Below are 17,689 nucleotides of genomic sequence, written 5' to 3' on the forward strand. Positions count from 1 at the left end.
AGGCTCACGCAAACGCCCGGAAGGTCCGGATCGCTTCCTCCGCCTCGCCGATCGCCTCCGGCGTACCGACGGTCAACCAGTGACCATCCATCATGGTGCCGTAGAGCCGGCCGCGCTCGATGGCCTTGTCGAAGTAGATATTGACGTTGAAGGCATTATCAGGCGCGCCATCAAGGAAGGACGGGTTCATCGCGATTGCGCCGGCATAGACGACGCCATCGTGTCCGACATCGCGGTAGCGGGCGAGTCTTCCATCTTGCGCCATGCCGAAGTCATTCTTGCCGTTATGGCCTGTGGTCCGTTGCAGTTCGACGCAGAGCATGGCCATATCCATGCGCTGCTCGTCGTAGAATCCGGCTAACTTTTCGAGATTGGTGGGATGGCCGGGCCTCTCGCCGATCCAGAACAGGTCGGCATTCATGACGAACACCGGCTCGCGGCTCAAAAGCTTCAAGCCCTTGACGAGGCCGCCGCCATTGTTCATCAGCGCATCCCGCTCGTCGGAAATCAGGATTTCAAGGCCGCGATAGCTGCGCAGATGCGCCTCCATCTGGTCGGCATGGTGATGCACATTCACGACGGCCCGTTCGACACCTGCCTGCACCAACGCGTCCAGTGTATAGTCGATCATCGGCTTGCCGGCGATCTTCACCAGCGGCTTCGGGATGGTGTCGGTAATTGGCCGCATGCGGGTTCCGAGCCCCGCGGCCAATACCATGGCTTGCTTGATGGTCATTTCGTCTCGAACTTTCGATTCGCTATCTGCTTTCCTTAGCACAAGGGCGGAAAGCCGTCGCCGGGTCTCTGGCTGTTATATCAGGCCGATCCCGGCCTTCTCGCACCATTCGCGCAAGGGAGCGAGCGCTTCATGCTCGAAGGCTATGGCGAGATAGGCGAGCGTGCGTGGCATATGCTTCAGATATCCGGGCTTGCCGTCACGCTGCAACAGCCGCACCCAGAGGCCGGCAAGCTTGCAATTGCGCTGCGCCGACATGATTGCCCAGCTCCTCAGGAATTTCGCCTCGTCAAAGCCACCCTGGGCGTGCCGGAGCGCGAGATAGTCAGCCAACAGCTGGTCATGCAGATCGCGCTCGATCGTCACCCGCGCATCCTGCACCAGCGAGGCGATGTCATAGGAGGTCGGCCCGATCATCGCATCCTGGAAGTCGATGAGGCCGATACGCTTTATGCCCTTTTCCTGCGCCCGCCAGATGATGTTCGGCGAATGCATATCGCGTAGCAGCAGGTTCTTTTCCGCGTCGTCGAGCTGGTCGATTAGTTTATCCCAGATCGCCAGATAGTCGCCTCGTTCTTCATCACTTGCCGGCGTGCCGCGCTTCCAGGGCAGATGCCAGTCGAGAAGCAGCCGCGCTTCCATCTTCATCGCGGTCCGGTCGAAATCCGGGATGTGATGGACGTGATCCGGCGTGACTGGAATGTCGCGAGGGATCGAAAGGCCGTGCAGATGCGCGAGGCATGCAACGCCGGCACGATAACGCTCGGCAATCGGCTTTCCCTCGCCGTCGAGCACGCCGTCGGCGCCGAGATCCTCGATCAGTAGGATGCCCTGGTCGTAGTCGGCAGCGAAGATTTCCGGGGCGGCAAAGCCATTCTCCCTGAGGATATTGGCGATCGCCACGAAAGGATAGGCATCCCAGGCCAGATGCGCGACCTTCGGATAGGGCTTGCCGTCGAGCACGGGCGGCCCTTCCGGCAGGCGCGGCCAATCCATCAGGATCACGCGGTCACCGCCATCCCTGCGATAGATGGATTCGTAGGCTCGCAGCGAGGCATCGCCCGTGAGGAAGCGTCTCTGGGCGCCGCGATAGCCATGCGAATCGAGAAAGGCGCGAAGTGCCAGCACGCGCTCGATGCGCGCCATCTGTTTGGCCGGTGCCGTGATCGCGACCCGCCGGCCATCACCCTCATGCGTGAGCTTGAGGTCGATACGCTCCTTCGGCAGTTCGCCCTCGGCCATTTCCGGCCACTCGACAAGGCAGATGCCGGCCTGCACGGCTTCGTCGAAGCCGAGTTCCGTCAATTCGCTGGGGTCGCCGAGGCGATAGAGATCGAAATGCGAGACCGGAATGCGCAGCTCGTAGGATTGCACGAGCGTGAAGGTCGGGCTCGGCACATCCAGTTCGGCATCGTCGGCCATGGAGCGCAGCAGCGCGCGTGCGAGCGAGGATTTGCCCGCGCCGAGATCGCCCGACAGTGCCAGACAGTCGCCGATCTTCAAGGCCAGCGCCAGGTCTTCGCCAAGTTGGGCCGTGGCCGTGTCATCCGCGAGGAAAAGGGAAATGCTGCTGCCGGAGGCTGTCATTCTGCTGCGACGGAGTGAGGCAGTTCAGCCGAAGGAATCCGGCAGGTCACCATCGTCCCCTTGCCAGGCTGGCTTTCGATGGAAACGTCGCCTTCATGCAGGCTGACAAAGCTCTCGACGATGGAAAGGCCAAGGCCCGCGCCGCTGCGTTTGCCACCCTTGCCGCCGGAGGCGAAACGGTTGAAGACCGTATGGATCAGCTCTTCCGATATGCCGGGGCCTTTGTCGGAGACCGAGAAGACGAAATCCGAGCCCTCGCGGCCGCATTTCAGCGAGATCGTCGATCCCTCGGGCGCGAAATTGGCGGCATTGGTCAGGAGCTTGAGCAGGATCTGCTTCAGCCGCTGCTGATCGGCAACGATGGAGCCGAGATGAGCGGGCACGGTAATCTCAAGCATCACGCCGCTTTCCTGCAGCCGGTCTGCGATCTGCATCGACACTTCGTCGAGTAGGTCGTTGAGCACGATCTCGGAATAGTTCAGCCGCATGATGCCGGCATCGACCGTCGCCAGATCGAGAATGTCGTTGACTAGCGTCAGAAGCACGGAGGAGGAGGTCGAGATATGGTCGATATATTCGGCTTGCCGCTCGTTCAGCGAACCGATACCCGGCGTCTTCAGGAGGTCGGTAAAGCCGATGATGTTGGTCAGCGGCGAGCGTAGCTCGTACGAGACATGCTGGACGAAATCGTTCTTCAGCTCGTCCGCCTTCAGCAGCGCCTCGTTCTTCTCGGTCAATGCCCGTTCGGCGCGCACGCTGTCTGTCTTGTTGACGAAGGTCAGCATGGTCTGCGCATTGGGCAGAGGAATGACGGCGTAGTCGAGCACCAGATTGGAAAAGAGCTCCAGCGTGCCTTGCGAGGATGGCCGCTCGTCGTCGAAGCTGGTGATCTGCTCGGCAAACCGCTTCCAGCCGTCGGGCCGGTCATAGGAGGGAGTGCAGGCCTCTGCCAGGGCCTGGATATGCGTGCCGGGCTTGGCCTGCGCTTCTGTGATGTTCCAGAGGATGCGGAAGGCCGGGTTCGACAGGCGGATGCGGCCATCGGGGCCGAAAACGGCAACGCCTTCGGAAAGATGGTCGATGGTTTCGCCCTGGACCTTGACCAGCGTGTTGTAGCGCGTTTCGAGATCGACCTGTTCGGTCAGGTTCTCGAATACCCAAGTGGCGCCGCCCTGCGGATGCGCCGTCGCGAAAACCCTGAGGATCTGGCCGTTGGGCAGGTGCCAAAGATCGGCCTGCGTATCGAGCGCACGATAGACCGAAAGGACGCCGTCCTTCCATGTCTTCCAGTTCAGCTGCTCGGGCAGCTTCTTGGCGCTGCGCAGCCGGTCCAGAAGCTCGCTGTTATCGGGCCGCTTTTCCAGAAACGCGATGTCGAGTTCCCAGAGCTGGACGAACGCCTGATTGTAGAATTGCAGCCGCCGATCGCCGTCGAAGATCGCAACCGGGGTTGCCAGATGATCAAGCGTTTCCGCGTGGCTCTTCAGCGTGCGCGCGAGCTCGGCACGAACGGATTCCGCCTCGGACACGTCGATGGCGATACCGGCCGATCCATTCGGAGCCCTGACGTCGACGACATCGAAGAAGGTACGGTTGCCGTGCACGACGGTCGAGATCTTGTCGTGGAAGGGAGATTCCGGCGTGGCCGCCGCACGAATGCGTTCGCGAGCCACGGTTGTCAGGAATTCGCGTCCTTCACGGAGTGCCTCTTCCGCGGAAACCGCTTCCACCGCCTCGCTATAGGCCTGGTTGACCCAGGTCAGCGTACCTTCCGCGTCGCGCTGCCAGACCGGCAGGTCGATGGCATCGAGCAGGCTCTGGAAGGTGGAGATCGAGGTCATCAGCCGGTCGCGCTCGATCTTGAGCTCGGCGAGTTCGGCGCGCAGATTGTTGAGGGCGATGAAGCGGACGAAGGCGCGCCCTCCGGAAATGCGGCCCTGCGCCTCCAGGATTTCGTCGCGGTTGGTTTCGACCACCATGTCGAAGCTCTGGCCGCTGCCGCGCAGCTTGTCGATCGCCTTGTCGAGTTCGCCGGCCGACCATGATTTCAGCCAGCGTCCGAAGGCGAGGAATTCGTTGTCCTGTGGTGCGCCGGTCTCGACCGGAAGCTGGCCGAGCAGCTCGGGCCGTGCGTTCTGACCGTCCCAAATGACGATGCGGCGGTTCTTGTCGGCAATCAGCGCCTGATATTGCGAAATGCGCTGGTTGGCATCGGACAGAGCCGTGCGGATCTCGCGGCTTTCGCTTTCCATGTTGCCGCGCTGCCGGACCATCCACATGGTCGAGAGGAGCGCGGCGGAAATGACGCCGATGATGACGGAGAAGACGGCCATTTCCGAGGAAGTGAAGAGGCGCATGCTCGCCTGCGCGGCATCATTGCTCTGGGCGAGAACGGGTCCGGCCAGGCCGGTCAACAGGCCGCCGAAAACGCTGAGCCTCAACAGGCGGCTCAGGCGAGCGAGCCGGCCCTTGCCCTGCTTTGCCCCTGTCGAAAGCCGATATACGCCGCCCCGCAGCAACCGCGCCGCCACTCCGTGTAGCGCTGGTCGATGCAGTTTGTCTTCCCCTTCAAACATAAGAGGTCTGTCTCCGTCTTTTAATGTGCCGCATCCTGACAAGACATCCCATTTTCATGGCTCCGGGCAGGCCCGGTTCGTCACGAATCAAGTGTAAAAACAATACTGCCTAAGGGAATCTGCGGGAAGGGAGCTGGCTAAAAAATAAGCCCCGGCATTTTGTCAATGCCAGGGCCACAAGATATTGTGGATATTGATTTTGTAATCAGTATCTGTAGTGGTCGGACTTGAAGGGACCCTTCGGCGTCACGCCGATATACGATGCCTGCTCTTCGGAAAGCTCCGTCAACTTCACGCCGAGCTTGGCAAGATGCAGGCGGGCGACCTTCTCGTCGAGGTGCTTCGGCAGCACGTAGACTTCGTTCTTATACTGGTCGGGCTTGGTGAAGAGCTCGATCTGCGCCAGCGTCTGGTTGGTGAAGGAAGCCGACATCACGAAGGATGGATGGCCGGTAGCGTTGCCGAGGTTCAAGAGGCGGCCTTCCGACAGCAGGATGATGCGGTTGCCCTTGGCGAACTCGACCATGTCGACCTGCGGCTTGATGTTCGTCCACTTGAGGTTACGCAGCGCCGCAACCTGGATCTCGTTGTCGAAGTGGCCGATATTGCCGACGATCGCCATGTCCTTCATCGCGCGCATATGATCGATGCGGATGACGTCCTTGTTGCCGGTCGTGGTGATGAAGATGTCAGCCGAGGAAACAACGTCCTCGAGCTGAACGACTTCGTAGCCGTCCATGGCGGCCTGCAGGGCGCAGATCGGGTCGACTTCCGTGACCTTGACGCGAGCGCCGGCGCCGGAGAGCGAAGCTGCAGAACCCTTGCCGACGTCGCCATAACCGCAGACGACGGCAACCTTGCCGGCCATCATGACGTCGGTGGCGCGGCGGATGCCGTCGACCAGCGATTCCTTACAGCCATACTTGTTGTCGAACTTCGACTTGGTGACGCTGTCGTTGACGTTGATGGCCGGGAAGGGCAGCAGGCCCTTCTGGCTGAGCTGGTAGAGGCGGTTGACGCCGGTAGTGGTCTCTTCGGTCACGCCCTTGATGGCGTCCCGCTGCTTGGTGAACCAGCCAGGCGAAGCCTGCAGGCGCTTCTTGATCTGTGCGAAGAGGATTTCCTCTTCTTCCGAATGCGGATGGGAGAGCACATCCTCGCCGGCTTCGGCGCGGGCGCCGAGCAGGATATACATCGTGGCGTCGCCACCATCGTCGAGGATCATGTTGGAAACGCCGCCATCGGTCCACTGGAAGATCTTGTCGGTATAGGTCCAGTAGTCCTCGAGGCTTTCGCCCTTGATGGCGAAGACCGGAACGCCTGAAGCGGCGATCGCGGCGGCGGCATGGTCCTGCGTTGAGAAGATGTTGCAGGATGCCCAGCGCACCTGAGCGCCGAGGGCCACCAGCGTTTCGATGAGAACGGCTGTTTGAATCGTCATGTGCAGCGAGCCGGTGATGCGTGCGCCCTTCAGCGGCTGCGTTTCGCCGAATTCGGCGCGGCAAGCCATCAGGCCAGGCATCTCGGTTTCGGCGATCGTGATTTCCTTGCGGCCGAAGTCGGCAAGGCCGATATCCGCGACGATGTAGTCCTTTTCAGTGCTCATGAAGGTCTCCAGCCTGAACGATGCAGTCGCGCCGCGGGCAGACGCCTCGGCCGAATGCAACAAGAATTGCACGCTGACAGCGTGTGGATGATGCCGTGTAGCAGGCTTCAGGGCGGAAATCAATGATGATATAAAGAAGTCTTTATGTCTTTATATCCAAGGTGGCGATAGGTAGGAAAGCCTACATTTCCTCGCCGAACTTGTTGGCGACCAGCTGGTCGAGCGCCTCGAGCGCTTCGGCTGCCTGATTGCCGCTTGCCGTGACAAGCACACTGCAGCCGGGGCTTGCGGCCAGCATCATCAGGCCCATGATCGAATTGCCGCCGACGGTGGTGCCGTCCCTCGAAACGGTGATGGCGGCGTCGTATGCTTCGACGGTCTGGACGAATTTTGCCGAGGCACGGGCGTGCAGGCCCCGTTTGTTGATGATCAGGAGTTCCCGGGAAAGCTCGGCCATGGGGGCGGTGTCTGCCTCGTTATTTGCCACTGAGCACACGGCTGGCCACATTGATGTATTTGCGCCCGGCCTCTGAAGCTTCCACCAAGGCCCTTTCCATGTTGTTGTCGCCGCGCACGCCCGCGAGCTTGATCAGCATCGGCAGATTGACGCCGGCGATGACCTCGGTGTGGCCGCTATTCATGACGGAGATTGCGAGATTGGAAGGAGTGCCGCCGAACATGTCGGTGAGGATAATGACGCCGTGGCCATCATCGGCGCCGGCAACGGCCTGCAGAATGTCCTGTCGCCGCTTGTCCATGTCGTCTTCGGGACCAATGCATACCGTCTCTATGAACTTCTGCGGACCAACGACATGCTCGACGGCATGCCGAAACTCTTCAGCCAGCTTGCCATGAGTGACAAGCACAAGTCCAATCATGATATTACTGCTCCCATGGCATTACGCAAACAGGTGGCCAATATCGCAATGCAGCAATGTCGTCCACCGGTGGGGGGACATCTTGGCGATGAAAAGGCGAAGTGCAAGCTTAAAATATAGGATTTGCATGCCTGTGCGGGCCTAAATGGCCGATTAATCGAAACTCGCGCCGATTTTCGCCATTATTACGGCGAGTGGATTCGTGGAGGTTGCGGCCAGACGGATCAAGGGCAACCGGATGGAGCCGGTAATATCGATATGCTCGTCGTCCGGCGGCAGTCTTTCCGCCGTCGCCGGGTCCACCGCGCGAACGGCGAAATGCATTTCGCCCTCAGAAATATAAGGCATCCGAACAATCCCGGTATAGCGGATTTCCATGAGCCCCGCGATCGAGGGCGGGCATTTCGCGATAATGGAGCCGTTCTGTTCTGTTATCAGCACTTGGTCGTCTGCAATCAGGCTCGCGACAAGTCCGAGCGGTCTGGCTGCCGCCAGGCATGAGAAGGCGAGGGTGGATTTGCCGCTGCCCGAAGGACCGAGAAACAAGAGCCCGGTCCTGCCGATGACGATCGCCGTGGCGTGGATATTGGTCGCTTCGCTGGTCATGCGAGTGCTCACGCCGGCGTCTGGGCGGGCATCGACAGGATGAAGCGGGCGCCGAGCAACGTCGAGCCGTCGCTGTCGACGATGTTCTCGGCGCGCAGCGACCCGCCATGCGCCTCGGCGATCTGCCGGCTGATCGAGAGGCCGAGGCCGGAATTCTGCCCGAAACCTTCCGATTCCGGCCGATCGGTATAGAAACGTTCAAAGATGCGATCGATGTTTTCAGCCTGGATGCCGGGGCCGTTATCCTCGATGTAGATGACGCAGCGCGTTCTCGTGCGCGTCAGCCGCACGGTGATCTTGCCGGTATCGCTCGGAACGAAGGATCGAGCATTTTCAATGAGATTGGTGAAGATCTGGCCGATACGCAGATCGTGGCCATCGATAGAGAACTTCGCCTTATTACCCGGTTTGCGATCGACGACATATTCGATCTCGACGGCCTTCTTGCTGTGTCCAACCTGTCTTGAAATCTCGATCATGTCGCGCAGTAGCACTTCCAGATCGAGCGATTTCGCGTCCGAACGGGCGAGTTCGGCATCGAGACGCGAGGCGTCTGAAATATCGCTGATCAGGCGGTCGAGGCGGCGAACGTCATGCTGGATCACATCCATCAGCCGCTTCTTGGAATCGTCGCTCTTGGCGAGCGGCATGGTTTCGACAGCGCTGCGCAGCGACGTCAACGGGTTCTTGAGCTCGTGGCTGACATCGGCCGCGAAGCTTTCGATCGCATCGATGCGGTCATAGAGCGCCGACGTCATGTCGCGCAGCGCAATCGACAGGTTGCCGATCTCGTCCTGGCGGGCCGAGAAGTCCGGAATTTCCTCGCGCTCCTTCGCCCCGCCGCGGCGCACGCGGATGGCCGCGGCAGAAAGCCGGCGCAGCGGATTGGCGATGGTGGAGGATAAAAGCAGCGACAGCACGACGTTGACCAGCGTCGCGACGCCGAAGACGCGCATGATCGCCAGGCGCTCGGCATGAACGATCTTGTCGATATCGCCGGCCTGGGTCGAGAGCAGCAATACGCCGAGAACGGCGCGGAAGCGCTGGATCGGCACGGCGACCGAAACGATCAGCTCGCCCTTCTCCGTGGTGCGAACGACCGCGCCGCGCACGCCCGTCAGCGCGTTCATGACTTCGGGATAGATGGATCCGTCGCCGCCGGGCGCTTCCTTGTAAACAGGCAAGTTGCCCGGCTGCAGCATCTTGTTGAGCAGGCCGCTGAACCAATCGGACCAGCTCTGCTTTTCGTCGTCGACTGGCGGCAGGTCATAGCGCAGCACCTGGCCGCGCGAATAAAGATGGCGGCTGTCGAGCAGCAGGTTGGCATCGGCATCAAAGATGCGGGCGCGGGTGCGCGTCGGTGAGATCAGCCGCGTCAGCACCGGCGCCACCTTTTCCGGATCGATCGGAAATTCCAGGTCCTCGTCGTTCGGAACGGGCGTGATGCTCTGGCCGGCCTGCAGCTCCAGGAGCTTCTGCGGATCGATGGTAATGGAATTGGTGTCGACCGATGCTGAGGCGGAAACGGCGCCGGCGATGATCTCGCCCTGCGTCAGCAGGCTTTCGACGCGGGCGTCGATCAGGCCCTCGCGGAATTGGTTGAGGTAAAGAATGCCGCCGACGAGGACGACCAGCGCCGCAAGGTTGAAGAACAGGATGCGCCGCGTCAGGCTCGAAAAGACGGCATTGCCGAAGATGCGGCGGATCAGGACGAAGGGATGGGTCCAGCGCCGACGCGCGATTCGAGCGCCGCTCGGGCTTTCCGAGTCGTCTATCTCTCTGTCCTGCACCAGCTGTGCCAAGCCAACGGCCCTTTCGAAGAACGGGATCGCCGATCCCGTCCGCATGCTCTTATTCCATTCTCAGCCGCATGGTCCAGTTAACTATCAGGCAGCTTCGCGGAAGCGATAGCCCACGCCATACAGCGTCTCGATCATATCAAAATCGAGGTCGACCATCTTGAATTTCTTGCGCAGCCGCTTGATGTGGCTGTCGATCGTGCGGTCGTCGACATAGACCTGCTCGTCATAGGCTGCGTCCATCAGGGCATCACGGCTCTTGACCACGCCGGGGCGCTGCGCAAGCGAATGCAGGATGAGGAACTCGGTGACGGTGAGCGTCACCGGCTCGCCCTTCCAGGTGCAGGTATGGCGTTCCTGGTCCATGACAAGCTGTCCGCGTTCCAGCGAACGGGCCTGCTGTGCAGCACCCGGCTTCGCAACGGCGTTGCCGCCGGCGGCATTTGCGGCTTCGCGAGCCGAGGCGCGGCGAAGCACCGCCTTGACGCGCTCTACCAGCAGTCGCTGCGAGAACGGCTTGGTGATGAAGTCGTCGGCGCCCATCTTCAGGCCGAAAAGCTCGTCGATCTCTTCATCCTTCGAGGTAAGGAAGATCACGGGCAGGTCGGATTTCTGGCGCAGTCGGCGCAACAGCTCCATGCCGTCCATGCGGGGCATCTTGATATCGAAGATCGCCAGTTGCGGCGGCCGGGCAAGCAGGCCGTCGAGCGCCGAGGCTCCGTCCGTATAGGTCTCTACCTTATATCCCTCCGCTTCCAAGGCAATCGATACGGAAGTCAGGATATTGCGGTCGTCGTCAACGAGCGCGATTGTCAACATGGTATTCGTCTCCGTCATCAGTGCGCGTCTCCCGGATTTGGAATCCAGCCCAGGCGGTCTGCCAGCTCGGTCGGCGGTAACCTGGCGCGCTTATGGGGATAAAGGTGGAACAAATTGTGGCAAAAATAAAGGAGAGGATTGTTGCGGCGAAAAACCCTTGCGCAATGGTTGTGCGACGAAACGCCTCGCCACCCTTCATTCAAACGATTTAAAATTATCGAGATTTATTTAAATCGATTAAATAACTGATATCATTAAAGATTTCTTGCTTCATGCTCTTGTGCTTTTAAAAAGAGCCCTCTACGCTTTAGATAGTTCTAACGGCTAAGCCCCTTTGTAGAGGAAAATGTGATGGAGCAATTCGGCGTTCGCAATCCCGCAACCGAACTGGGATCGATCGGCCTGGGTGCCGCCGCCAGTGTTCGCTATAACCTTATGGAAGCTCATCTTTACGAGGAAGCGATTCGCCGTCAGGAAGCCGATCTCACCGCCGACGGTGCGCTCAGGGCCTTGACCGGACAGCACACCGGCCGTTCCCCAAAGGACAAGTTCGTCGTGCGCAACGCCACCACCGAAGATCAGATCTGGTGGGACAACAATAAGCCGATGTCGCCAGAACATTTCGAGCTGCTGCATGAAGACATGCTGGCGCATGCGCGCGGCAAGGACCTGTTCGTCCAAGATCTGATCGGCGGCGCCGATGTCGAATATGCACTGCCGACACGCGTCGTCACCGAATTCGCCTGGCACTCGCTGTTCATCCGCAATCTGCTGATCCGCCCGGAGCGCGCAGCGCTCGAAAGCTTCGTGCCGCAGCTGACGATCATCGATCTGCCGAGCTTCCGCGCCGATCCGGAACGCCATGGCTGCCGCACCGAAACGGTGATCGCCTGCGATTTCGTCAACGGCATCGTCCTGATCGGCGGTACGTCCTATGCCGGCGAGATGAAGAAATCGGTGTTCACGGCGCTGAACTACATGCTGCCCGAGCGCGGCGTCATGCCGATGCACTGCTCGGCTAATGTCGGCCCGGAAGGCGATGCCGCGATCTTCTTCGGCCTGTCGGGCACCGGCAAGACGACGCTGTCGGCAGATCCGACCCGCACGCTCATCGGCGATGACGAACATGGCTGGGGCGAAAATGGCATCTTCAACTTCGAAGGCGGCTGCTACGCCAAGACCATCCGTCTTTCGGCAGAAGCCGAACCGGAAATCTACGCAACGACCCGCCGCTTCGGCACCGTGCTGGAAAATGTCGTGCTCGACGAACACGGCCGGCCGGATCTCGATGACGGTTCGCTGACGGAAAACACCCGCAGCGCCTATCCGCTGCATTTCATACCCAACGCTTCGGAATCCGGCATGACAGGTCATCCCGAGACGATCATCATGCTGACGGCCGATGCCTTCGGCGTCATGCCGCCGATCGCCAAGCTGACGCCGGATCAGGCGATGTACCACTTCCTGTCAGGCTACACCGCCAAGGTCGCCGGCACGGAAAAGGGCGTGGTCGAGCCGGAAGCCACCTTCTCGACCTGCTTCGGCGCTCCTTTCATGCCGCGTCATCCGGCCGAATACGGCAACCTGCTGAAGGAGCTGATCGCCCGTCACGGCGCCCGTTGCTGGCTGGTCAACACCGGCTGGACCGGCGGCGCCTATGGCAAGGGAAGCCGCATGCCGATCAAGGCGACGCGTGCGTTGCTCGCCGCCGCCCTGAAGGGTGATCTCGACAATGTCGAATTCCGCACCGATCCGAATTTCGGCTTCGCCGTTCCGGTGGCCGTCGAAGGCGTCGACAGCGCCATCCTCGACCCGCGCTCCACCTGGGCCGATGGCGAGGCCTATGATGCGCAGGCCGAAAAGCTGGTGCAGATGTTCGTCACCAACTTCGCGAAGTTTGAAGATCACGTCGACGGCAACGTCCGCGACGCCGCGCCGGGGATGCCGGTTGCAGCGGAGTAAATAACCTCACGGGAGCAATGACTCACGTGAAACCCACTCGCCCTCGTGGTTCGAGACGGCCCTTCAGGCCTCCTCACCATGAGGGCTAGTCTTTTTCGCCGAAGCAACAGATCACTCCGTCCTCTTCCTGAGGCGCATTCCAGCGCGACGCGCTGAAATGCCTCGAAGGACGAGGCGGCCCCAAAACTCGCCACAACCGTATTTTCAACCGCGCACTGATGTGGGATAGACAGGCGCGGAGAAAATCATGGCCAGCGAAGCGCTTTACATCAACGACCGGATCACGATTGCCGGCTGGGAGCTGACGGAACAGTTCGTTCTGGCGGGCGGTCCTGGCGGTCAGAACGTCAACAAGGTTGCAACTGCTGTCCAGCTTTTCTTCAATGTCCAGAATTCTCCATCGCTGACGGACCGCGTTAAGGCGAATGCGATCAAGCTTGCCGGCCGGCGTGTCTCGAAGGATGGCGTCCTGATGATCGAGGCCAGCCGCTTCCGCAGTCAGGATCGCAACCGCGAGGATGCGCGTGAACGCCTGAAGGAACTGCTCCTCGAAGCTGCCGCCCCGCCACCGCCGCCGCGCAAGAAGACCAAGCCGACCAAGGGGTCGATCGAGCGCCGGCTGAAGGAGAAATCCGGCCGTTCCGAGGTCAAGAAGATGCGCTGCAAGATCGGCGGCGACTAGGTTTGGTTTTCGGGCTGCGGTTTTGGTTTGGCTGGGTCAAAGTGGCTTGTCGGGTGAGTTCAGTTTTGTGGACGCTACCTGCACGGCCCCTCATCCTAGCCTTCTCCCCGCAATGCGGGGAGAAGGGACTATTGCGTTCAACAGCAGGCTCTCCTTTGAGGCGGCTAATTTGAGGCAGGATGGGCTCCCTCGCCCCGCTTGCGGGGAGAGGGTTGGGGTGAGGGGCCACGCACGAAGGCGCGGCAATGGCGCACTTACCTGACCAGCAACGCTCAAAGGAAATATCGATGTTGCTCCCCAACGGAATTCGTCATCTCCCTGGATATCTCGATCGCCCCGCCCAGGAGGCGCTGGTCGAGGCGATTCGTGCCGTCGTGGCCGAGGCGCCGCTCTACACGCCGGTCATGCCGGGTACTGGCAAGGAAATGTCTGTGCGCATGACCAATTGCGGTTCGCTCGGCTGGGTGACGGACAAGCAGCGCGGCTATCGTTACCAGCCGACGCACCCGGTTACCGGTCGCCCTTGGCCGGCCATACCGCCGCAATTGCTCGATCTTTGGAATGACATAGCAGGCTATGAAAAACCGCCCGAAGCCTGCCTCGTCAATTTCTACAACGATGATGCCCGCATGGGTCTGCATCAGGATCGTGATGAGCAGGATCTTAAGGCGCCCGTCCTATCGATCTCGCTCGGCAATACCTGCCTCTTTCGGGTCGGCGGTGTCAACCGCAACGATCGCACGCTATCCTTCAAGCTTACGAGCGGCGATATCGTCGTTCTCGGCGGCGAGGGCAGGCTGTGCTTCCACGGCGTCGACCGCATCTATCCGGCAACGTCGACATTGCTGAAGAATGGCGGGCGTATCAATCTGACGCTCAGGCGCGTTCAGCCCTGACGTTCAGAGCTTCCTCAACGCAACCTGTTCGATCAGATGGTTTTTGCCCTTCTGCAGAATGAGGTCGGCGCGCGGCCGCGTCGGCAGAATGTTCTGGCGCAGGTTCTTCAGGTTGATGTTCTTCCAGAGCCCTTCGGCGATCGCCAGCGCCTCTTCCTCGCTGATCGAGGCGTAACGGTGGAAGAAGGAATTGGGATCGCGGAAGGCGGTCTCGCGCAGCCGCATGAAGCGGGCGACATACCAGTTATGGATCAGCTGCTCGTCGGCATCGATATAGATCGAGAAATCGAAGAAATCCGAGACCATCGGCACGATCTTACCGTCGGCCGGCAGATGCCGCGACTGCAGCACGTTGATGCCTTCGAAGATCAGGATATCCGGGCGGTCGACCGTCTTGAATTCGTTCGGCAGCACGTCATAGACGAGGTGCGAATAGGAGGGCGCCTGCACATTCGGCTGGCCGGCCTTGATCGCCGAGAGGAAACGCAGCAGCGCTGCGGTATCGTAACTTTCCGGAAAACCCTTGCGCTGCATCAGGTTGCGGCGCTGCAATTCGGCGTTCGGGTAGAGAAAGCCGTCCGTGGTGACGAGATCCACCTTCGGGCTCGACGGCCAGCGGCCCAGCAATTCCTTCAGGATACGGGCCGTGGTGGACTTGCCGACGGCGACCGAGCCGGCAATGCCGATGACGAAAGGTGTCTTGGCGATATCCGAAAGGCTGAGGAAGCGGTTGCGCTGCTCGAACAGGATCTGCGAAGATTCCACATGCGACGACAGCAGCCGCGACAGCGACAGATAGATGCGCCGGACCTCGTCGAGATCGATCGGGTCGCCCATCGAGCGTAGCCGCGTCACTTCGTCGGCGGTCAGTGTCAGCGGCGTGTCGGCCCGGAATTTCGCCCACTCTTCCGAGGAAAAGAAATAGTAGGGCGAATAGGCTTTCGCCTGGAAAATATCGAGCGTCTCGGGCGCGGGCTGGGTCTTGGTCGCTATCGTCATCGCATTCTTACCGGCTGGCCTTTTCTTGAAGGCCCGATTGGGCGGTGCGCCTTTCGAGCTCACCCATGACATTCTGCAACGGAATGCCGGCAATCTTCAATACGACCATAAGATGATATAGCAGATCGGCGGCCTCATAGGTAAGGTTGTCGCGATCATTGATAACGGCAGCCATGACGGCTTCGATCGCCTCCTCGCCCAGTTTCTTCGCCGCTTTCGGCTGGCCGGCGGCAACAAGCTTCGCCGTCCAGGATTCGTCCGGCGAAGCCTTGGAGCGCTCCTCGACAATTCGTTCGAGGTCGGAAAGGGTAAATCCGCTCATCGGTTCGCTGTCTCCTAATCCAGCCGCATCGGAATGCCGCGCTCGGCCATGTAGCGCTTTGCCTCGCCCACCGAATAGGTGCCAAAGTGGAAGATCGAAGCGGCAAGTACCGCCGTCGCATGGCCTTCCTTCACGCCGGCGACGAGGTCGTCGAGATCGCCGACGCCGCCTGAAGCGATGATGGGCACGCGCACCGCATCGGCGATCGCCCGGGTCAGCTCCAGATCGTAGCCGACCTTGGTGCCGTCGCGATCCATGGAGGTGACGAGCAGCTCGCCGGCGCCGCGCTCGACCATCTTGCGGGCAAAATCGACGGCGTCGATGCCGGTCGCGTTGCGGCCGCCATGGGTGTAGATCTCCCAGGCGCTCAGATTGTCGCCGCCGAGCGCCTCGGTCCGGCGCCGCTTGGCGTCGATCGAAACGACGATGCACTGGTTGCCGAATTTATCGGCCGCTTCGGCCACGAAATCGGGATTGTTGACCGCCGCCGAGTTGATCGAAACCTTGTCGGCGCCGCAGAGCAGCAGCTTGCGGATATCGGCAATGCTGCGCACGCCGCCGCCGACGGTGACGGGCATGAAGCATTGTTCCGCCGTGCGCGCCACAACGTCGAAGATGGTGTCGCGATTATCTGAGGAGGCGGTGATGTCGAGAAAGCAGAGTTCGTCGGCACCGGCGGCGTCATAGGCCTTGGCAGCCTCGACCGGATCGCCGGCATCGACGAGATTGAGAAAGTTGACGCCCTTGACGACGCGGCCGTCCTTGACGTCGAGGCAGGGGATGACGCGGGCTTTCAGGGTCATTGCGCTGCCTCCTTGGCCTGCTTGATCAAGGCCAGTGCTTCCTTCGGATCGATCCGGCCATCATAGAGCGCGCGGCCGGAAATCGCACCTTCCAGTTTGCGGGCGTCCGGCTGGATCATGCGCTTGATATCATCGAGCGAGGCGAGCCCGCCAGACGCGATGACGGGGATGGACACGGCGTCGGCCAGTTCCAAAGTCGAATCCCAGTTGATCCCCGTGAGAATGCCGTCGCGATCGATATCGGTATAGATGATCGCGGCAACGCCGACACCTTCGAATTTCTTGGCGAGTTCGATGACGCCGAGTTCGGACGCCTCAGCCCAGCCCTCGACCGCCACCTTGCCGCCCTTGGCATCGATGCCGACGGCGATATGGCCCGGAAACCGTCTGCAGGCTTCGACGACAAGCGCCGGGTCGCGCACCGCGACCGTGCCGAGGATGACACGGGCAAGCCCGCGCGACAGCCAGTTTTCGATATGATCGAGCGTGCGGATGCCGCCGCCGAGCTGCACCGGGTTTTTCGTCGCCTTGAGGATGGCGTCGACGGCGGCGCCGTTGACGGTCTCACCGGCGAAAGCGCCGTTGAGATCGACGACATGCAGCCATTCGAAGCCCTGGTCTTCAAAGGCTTTCGCCTGGGCACCGGGATCGTAGTTGTAGACGGTCGCCTGCTCCATGTCGCCGAGCTTCAGGCGCACGCATTGGCCGTCTTTTAGGTCGATTGCGGGAAAAAGTATCATGATGTCTGTCCTTGAGGCGCGAGCCTTACGGCTTCCAGCGCAGGAAGTTGGCGATCAGGGCAAGGCCGAGTTTCTGGCTCTTTTCCGGATGGAACTGCGCGCCGGCGATGTTGTCGCGGCCGACAAAAGCGGTCATCGGCCCGCCATAGTTCGTCGTCGCAATGACGTCGTCACCATGATCCGCTGCCAGATGGTAGGAATGGACGAAATAGGCGTGCAAGCCGTCAGGCCCCGTCTCGATCCCGTCGAACAAGGCATGCGGATGGCGGATATCCAACGTGTTCCAGCCGATCTGGGGGATTTTCAGGCCGGGGTCGCTTGGTGTCATTTCCTTGACGTCGCCCTTGATCCAGCCAAACCCTTGAGTGATCGTCTTTTCCAGTCCGCGCGACGACATGAGCTGCATGCCGACGCAGATGCCGAGGAAAGGGCGCGCCTTGTGTTCCACGACGTCGATGACCGCTTCCGCCATGCCGGGTACGGCATCGAGGCCGCGGCGGCAATCGGCATAGGCGCCGACGCCGGGAAGCACAATGCGGTCGGCGGTGGCGACACGCTCGGCGTCATCCGTCAGGTCGATCTCTGCGTCGATGCCTGCCTCGCGGGCGGCCCGCTCGAAAGCCTTGGTGGCCGAGCGCAGATTGCCGGAACCATAGTCGATAATCGCGACGCGCATGG

The 17,689-nt window shown here is 60.8% G+C and carries 17 protein-coding genes; 3 read left to right on the forward strand and 14 right to left on the reverse strand.

The genetic code is table 11. The features are described from left to right. Positions 1 to 4: 4 nt before the first annotated feature. The 9 genes from FP026_RS28970 to FP026_RS29010 all read right to left on the reverse strand — a co-directional run bounded on the left by FP026_RS28970 (position 5) and on the right by FP026_RS29010 (position 10,607). A complete protein-coding gene (locus FP026_RS28970; RefSeq protein WP_149638007.1) occupies positions 5 to 736 on the reverse strand; it encodes a nucleotidyltransferase family protein in 732 nt (243 codons plus the stop codon). Positions 737 to 811: 75 nt separating this feature from the next. Beyond that, the gene (gene tsaE, locus FP026_RS28975; protein ID WP_149638008.1) at positions 812 to 2,323 is read right to left on the reverse strand and encodes a tRNA (adenosine(37)-N6)-threonylcarbamoyltransferase complex ATPase subunit type 1 TsaE; all 1,512 of its coding nucleotides are present in this window, start codon (positions 2,321 to 2,323) and stop codon (positions 812 to 814) included. Next, the gene (locus FP026_RS28980; protein ID WP_149638009.1) at positions 2,320 to 4,899 is read right to left on the reverse strand and encodes a PAS domain-containing sensor histidine kinase; all 2,580 of its coding nucleotides are present in this window, start codon (positions 4,897 to 4,899) and stop codon (positions 2,320 to 2,322) included. Before FP026_RS28980 ends, tsaE begins: the two co-directional genes overlap by 4 nt. 205 nt (positions 4,900 to 5,104) lie before the next feature. After that, a complete protein-coding gene (ahcY, locus tag FP026_RS28985) occupies positions 5,105 to 6,505 on the reverse strand; it encodes an adenosylhomocysteinase (RefSeq protein WP_149638010.1) in 1,401 nt (466 codons plus the stop codon). A 181-nt stretch (positions 6,506 to 6,686) separates the two neighbouring features. Further along, positions 6,687 to 6,962: an HPr family phosphocarrier protein gene (locus FP026_RS28990; RefSeq protein WP_149638011.1), complete on the reverse strand. Its 276-nt coding sequence runs from the start codon at positions 6,960 to 6,962 to the stop codon at positions 6,687 to 6,689. A gap of 19 nt (positions 6,963 to 6,981) precedes the next feature. After that, the gene (locus tag FP026_RS28995) at positions 6,982 to 7,383 is read right to left on the reverse strand and encodes a PTS sugar transporter subunit IIA (protein WP_015338202.1); all 402 of its coding nucleotides are present in this window, start codon (positions 7,381 to 7,383) and stop codon (positions 6,982 to 6,984) included. A 153-nt stretch (positions 7,384 to 7,536) separates the two neighbouring features. Then, positions 7,537 to 7,989 carry an HPr kinase/phosphorylase gene (locus tag FP026_RS29000; RefSeq protein WP_149638012.1) on the reverse strand — a complete coding sequence of 151 codons (453 nt, stop codon included), beginning with the start codon at positions 7,987 to 7,989 and terminating at the stop codon, positions 7,537 to 7,539. Between the two features lie 8 nt (positions 7,990 to 7,997). Next, positions 7,998 to 9,791, reverse strand: coding sequence for a sensor histidine kinase (locus FP026_RS29005; RefSeq protein ID WP_188112714.1), 1,794 nt, complete (start codon positions 9,789 to 9,791; stop codon positions 7,998 to 8,000). Positions 9,792 to 9,875: 84 nt separating this feature from the next. Next, on the reverse strand, positions 9,876 to 10,607 hold the full coding sequence (locus FP026_RS29010) for a response regulator transcription factor (RefSeq protein WP_210209400.1): 732 nt from the start codon (positions 10,605 to 10,607) through the stop codon (positions 9,876 to 9,878). 351 nt (positions 10,608 to 10,958) lie between these two features. Here FP026_RS29010 and FP026_RS29015 point away from each other — a divergent pair, with 351 nt between their 5' ends. The 3 genes from FP026_RS29015 (at position 10,959) to FP026_RS29025 (ending at position 14,147) form a co-directional block, all read left to right on the forward strand. Then, entirely contained in the window at positions 10,959 to 12,569 is a 1,611-nt protein-coding gene (locus FP026_RS29015) for a phosphoenolpyruvate carboxykinase (protein WP_149638014.1), read from the forward strand. Between the two features lie 247 nt (positions 12,570 to 12,816). Continuing rightward, positions 12,817 to 13,251, forward strand: a complete 435-nt coding sequence (gene arfB / locus FP026_RS29020; protein WP_149638015.1) for an alternative ribosome rescue aminoacyl-tRNA hydrolase ArfB — start codon at positions 12,817 to 12,819, stop codon at positions 13,249 to 13,251. A gap of 287 nt (positions 13,252 to 13,538) precedes the next feature. Further along, positions 13,539 to 14,147 carry an alpha-ketoglutarate-dependent dioxygenase AlkB family protein gene (locus tag FP026_RS29025; protein ID WP_149638016.1) on the forward strand — a complete coding sequence of 203 codons (609 nt, stop codon included), beginning with the start codon at positions 13,539 to 13,541 and terminating at the stop codon, positions 14,145 to 14,147. Positions 14,148 to 14,150: 3 nt separating this feature from the next. Here FP026_RS29025 and coaA read toward each other — a convergent pair whose 3' ends face one another. From coaA to hisH, 5 genes are read right to left on the reverse strand one after another with little or no spacing between them, the layout of a single operon-like run. Beyond that, the gene (gene coaA, locus FP026_RS29030) at positions 14,151 to 15,146 is read right to left on the reverse strand and encodes a type I pantothenate kinase (RefSeq protein WP_149638017.1); all 996 of its coding nucleotides are present in this window, start codon (positions 15,144 to 15,146) and stop codon (positions 14,151 to 14,153) included. 7 nt (positions 15,147 to 15,153) lie between these two features. After that, positions 15,154 to 15,468: a phosphoribosyl-ATP diphosphatase gene (locus FP026_RS29035; protein ID WP_149638018.1), complete on the reverse strand. Its 315-nt coding sequence runs from the start codon at positions 15,466 to 15,468 to the stop codon at positions 15,154 to 15,156. A gap of 14 nt (positions 15,469 to 15,482) precedes the next feature. Beyond that, on the reverse strand, positions 15,483 to 16,271 hold the full coding sequence (gene hisF, locus FP026_RS29040; protein ID WP_149638019.1) for an imidazole glycerol phosphate synthase subunit HisF: 789 nt from the start codon (positions 16,269 to 16,271) through the stop codon (positions 15,483 to 15,485). Next, entirely contained in the window at positions 16,268 to 17,011 is a 744-nt protein-coding gene (hisA, locus tag FP026_RS29045) for a 1-(5-phosphoribosyl)-5-[(5-phosphoribosylamino)methylideneamino]imidazole-4-carboxamide isomerase (protein WP_149638020.1), read from the reverse strand. Before hisA ends, hisF begins: the two co-directional genes overlap by 4 nt. 25 nt (positions 17,012 to 17,036) lie before the next feature. Beyond that, a complete protein-coding gene (hisH, locus tag FP026_RS29050) occupies positions 17,037 to 17,687 on the reverse strand; it encodes an imidazole glycerol phosphate synthase subunit HisH (protein ID WP_149638021.1) in 651 nt (216 codons plus the stop codon). Positions 17,688 to 17,689 lie beyond the last annotated feature (2 nt).

Source organism: Martinezella tropici (genome assembly GCF_008370325.1).
GTDB classification, from domain to species: Bacteria; Pseudomonadota; Alphaproteobacteria; order Rhizobiales; family Rhizobiaceae; genus Rhizobium; species Rhizobium tropici_B.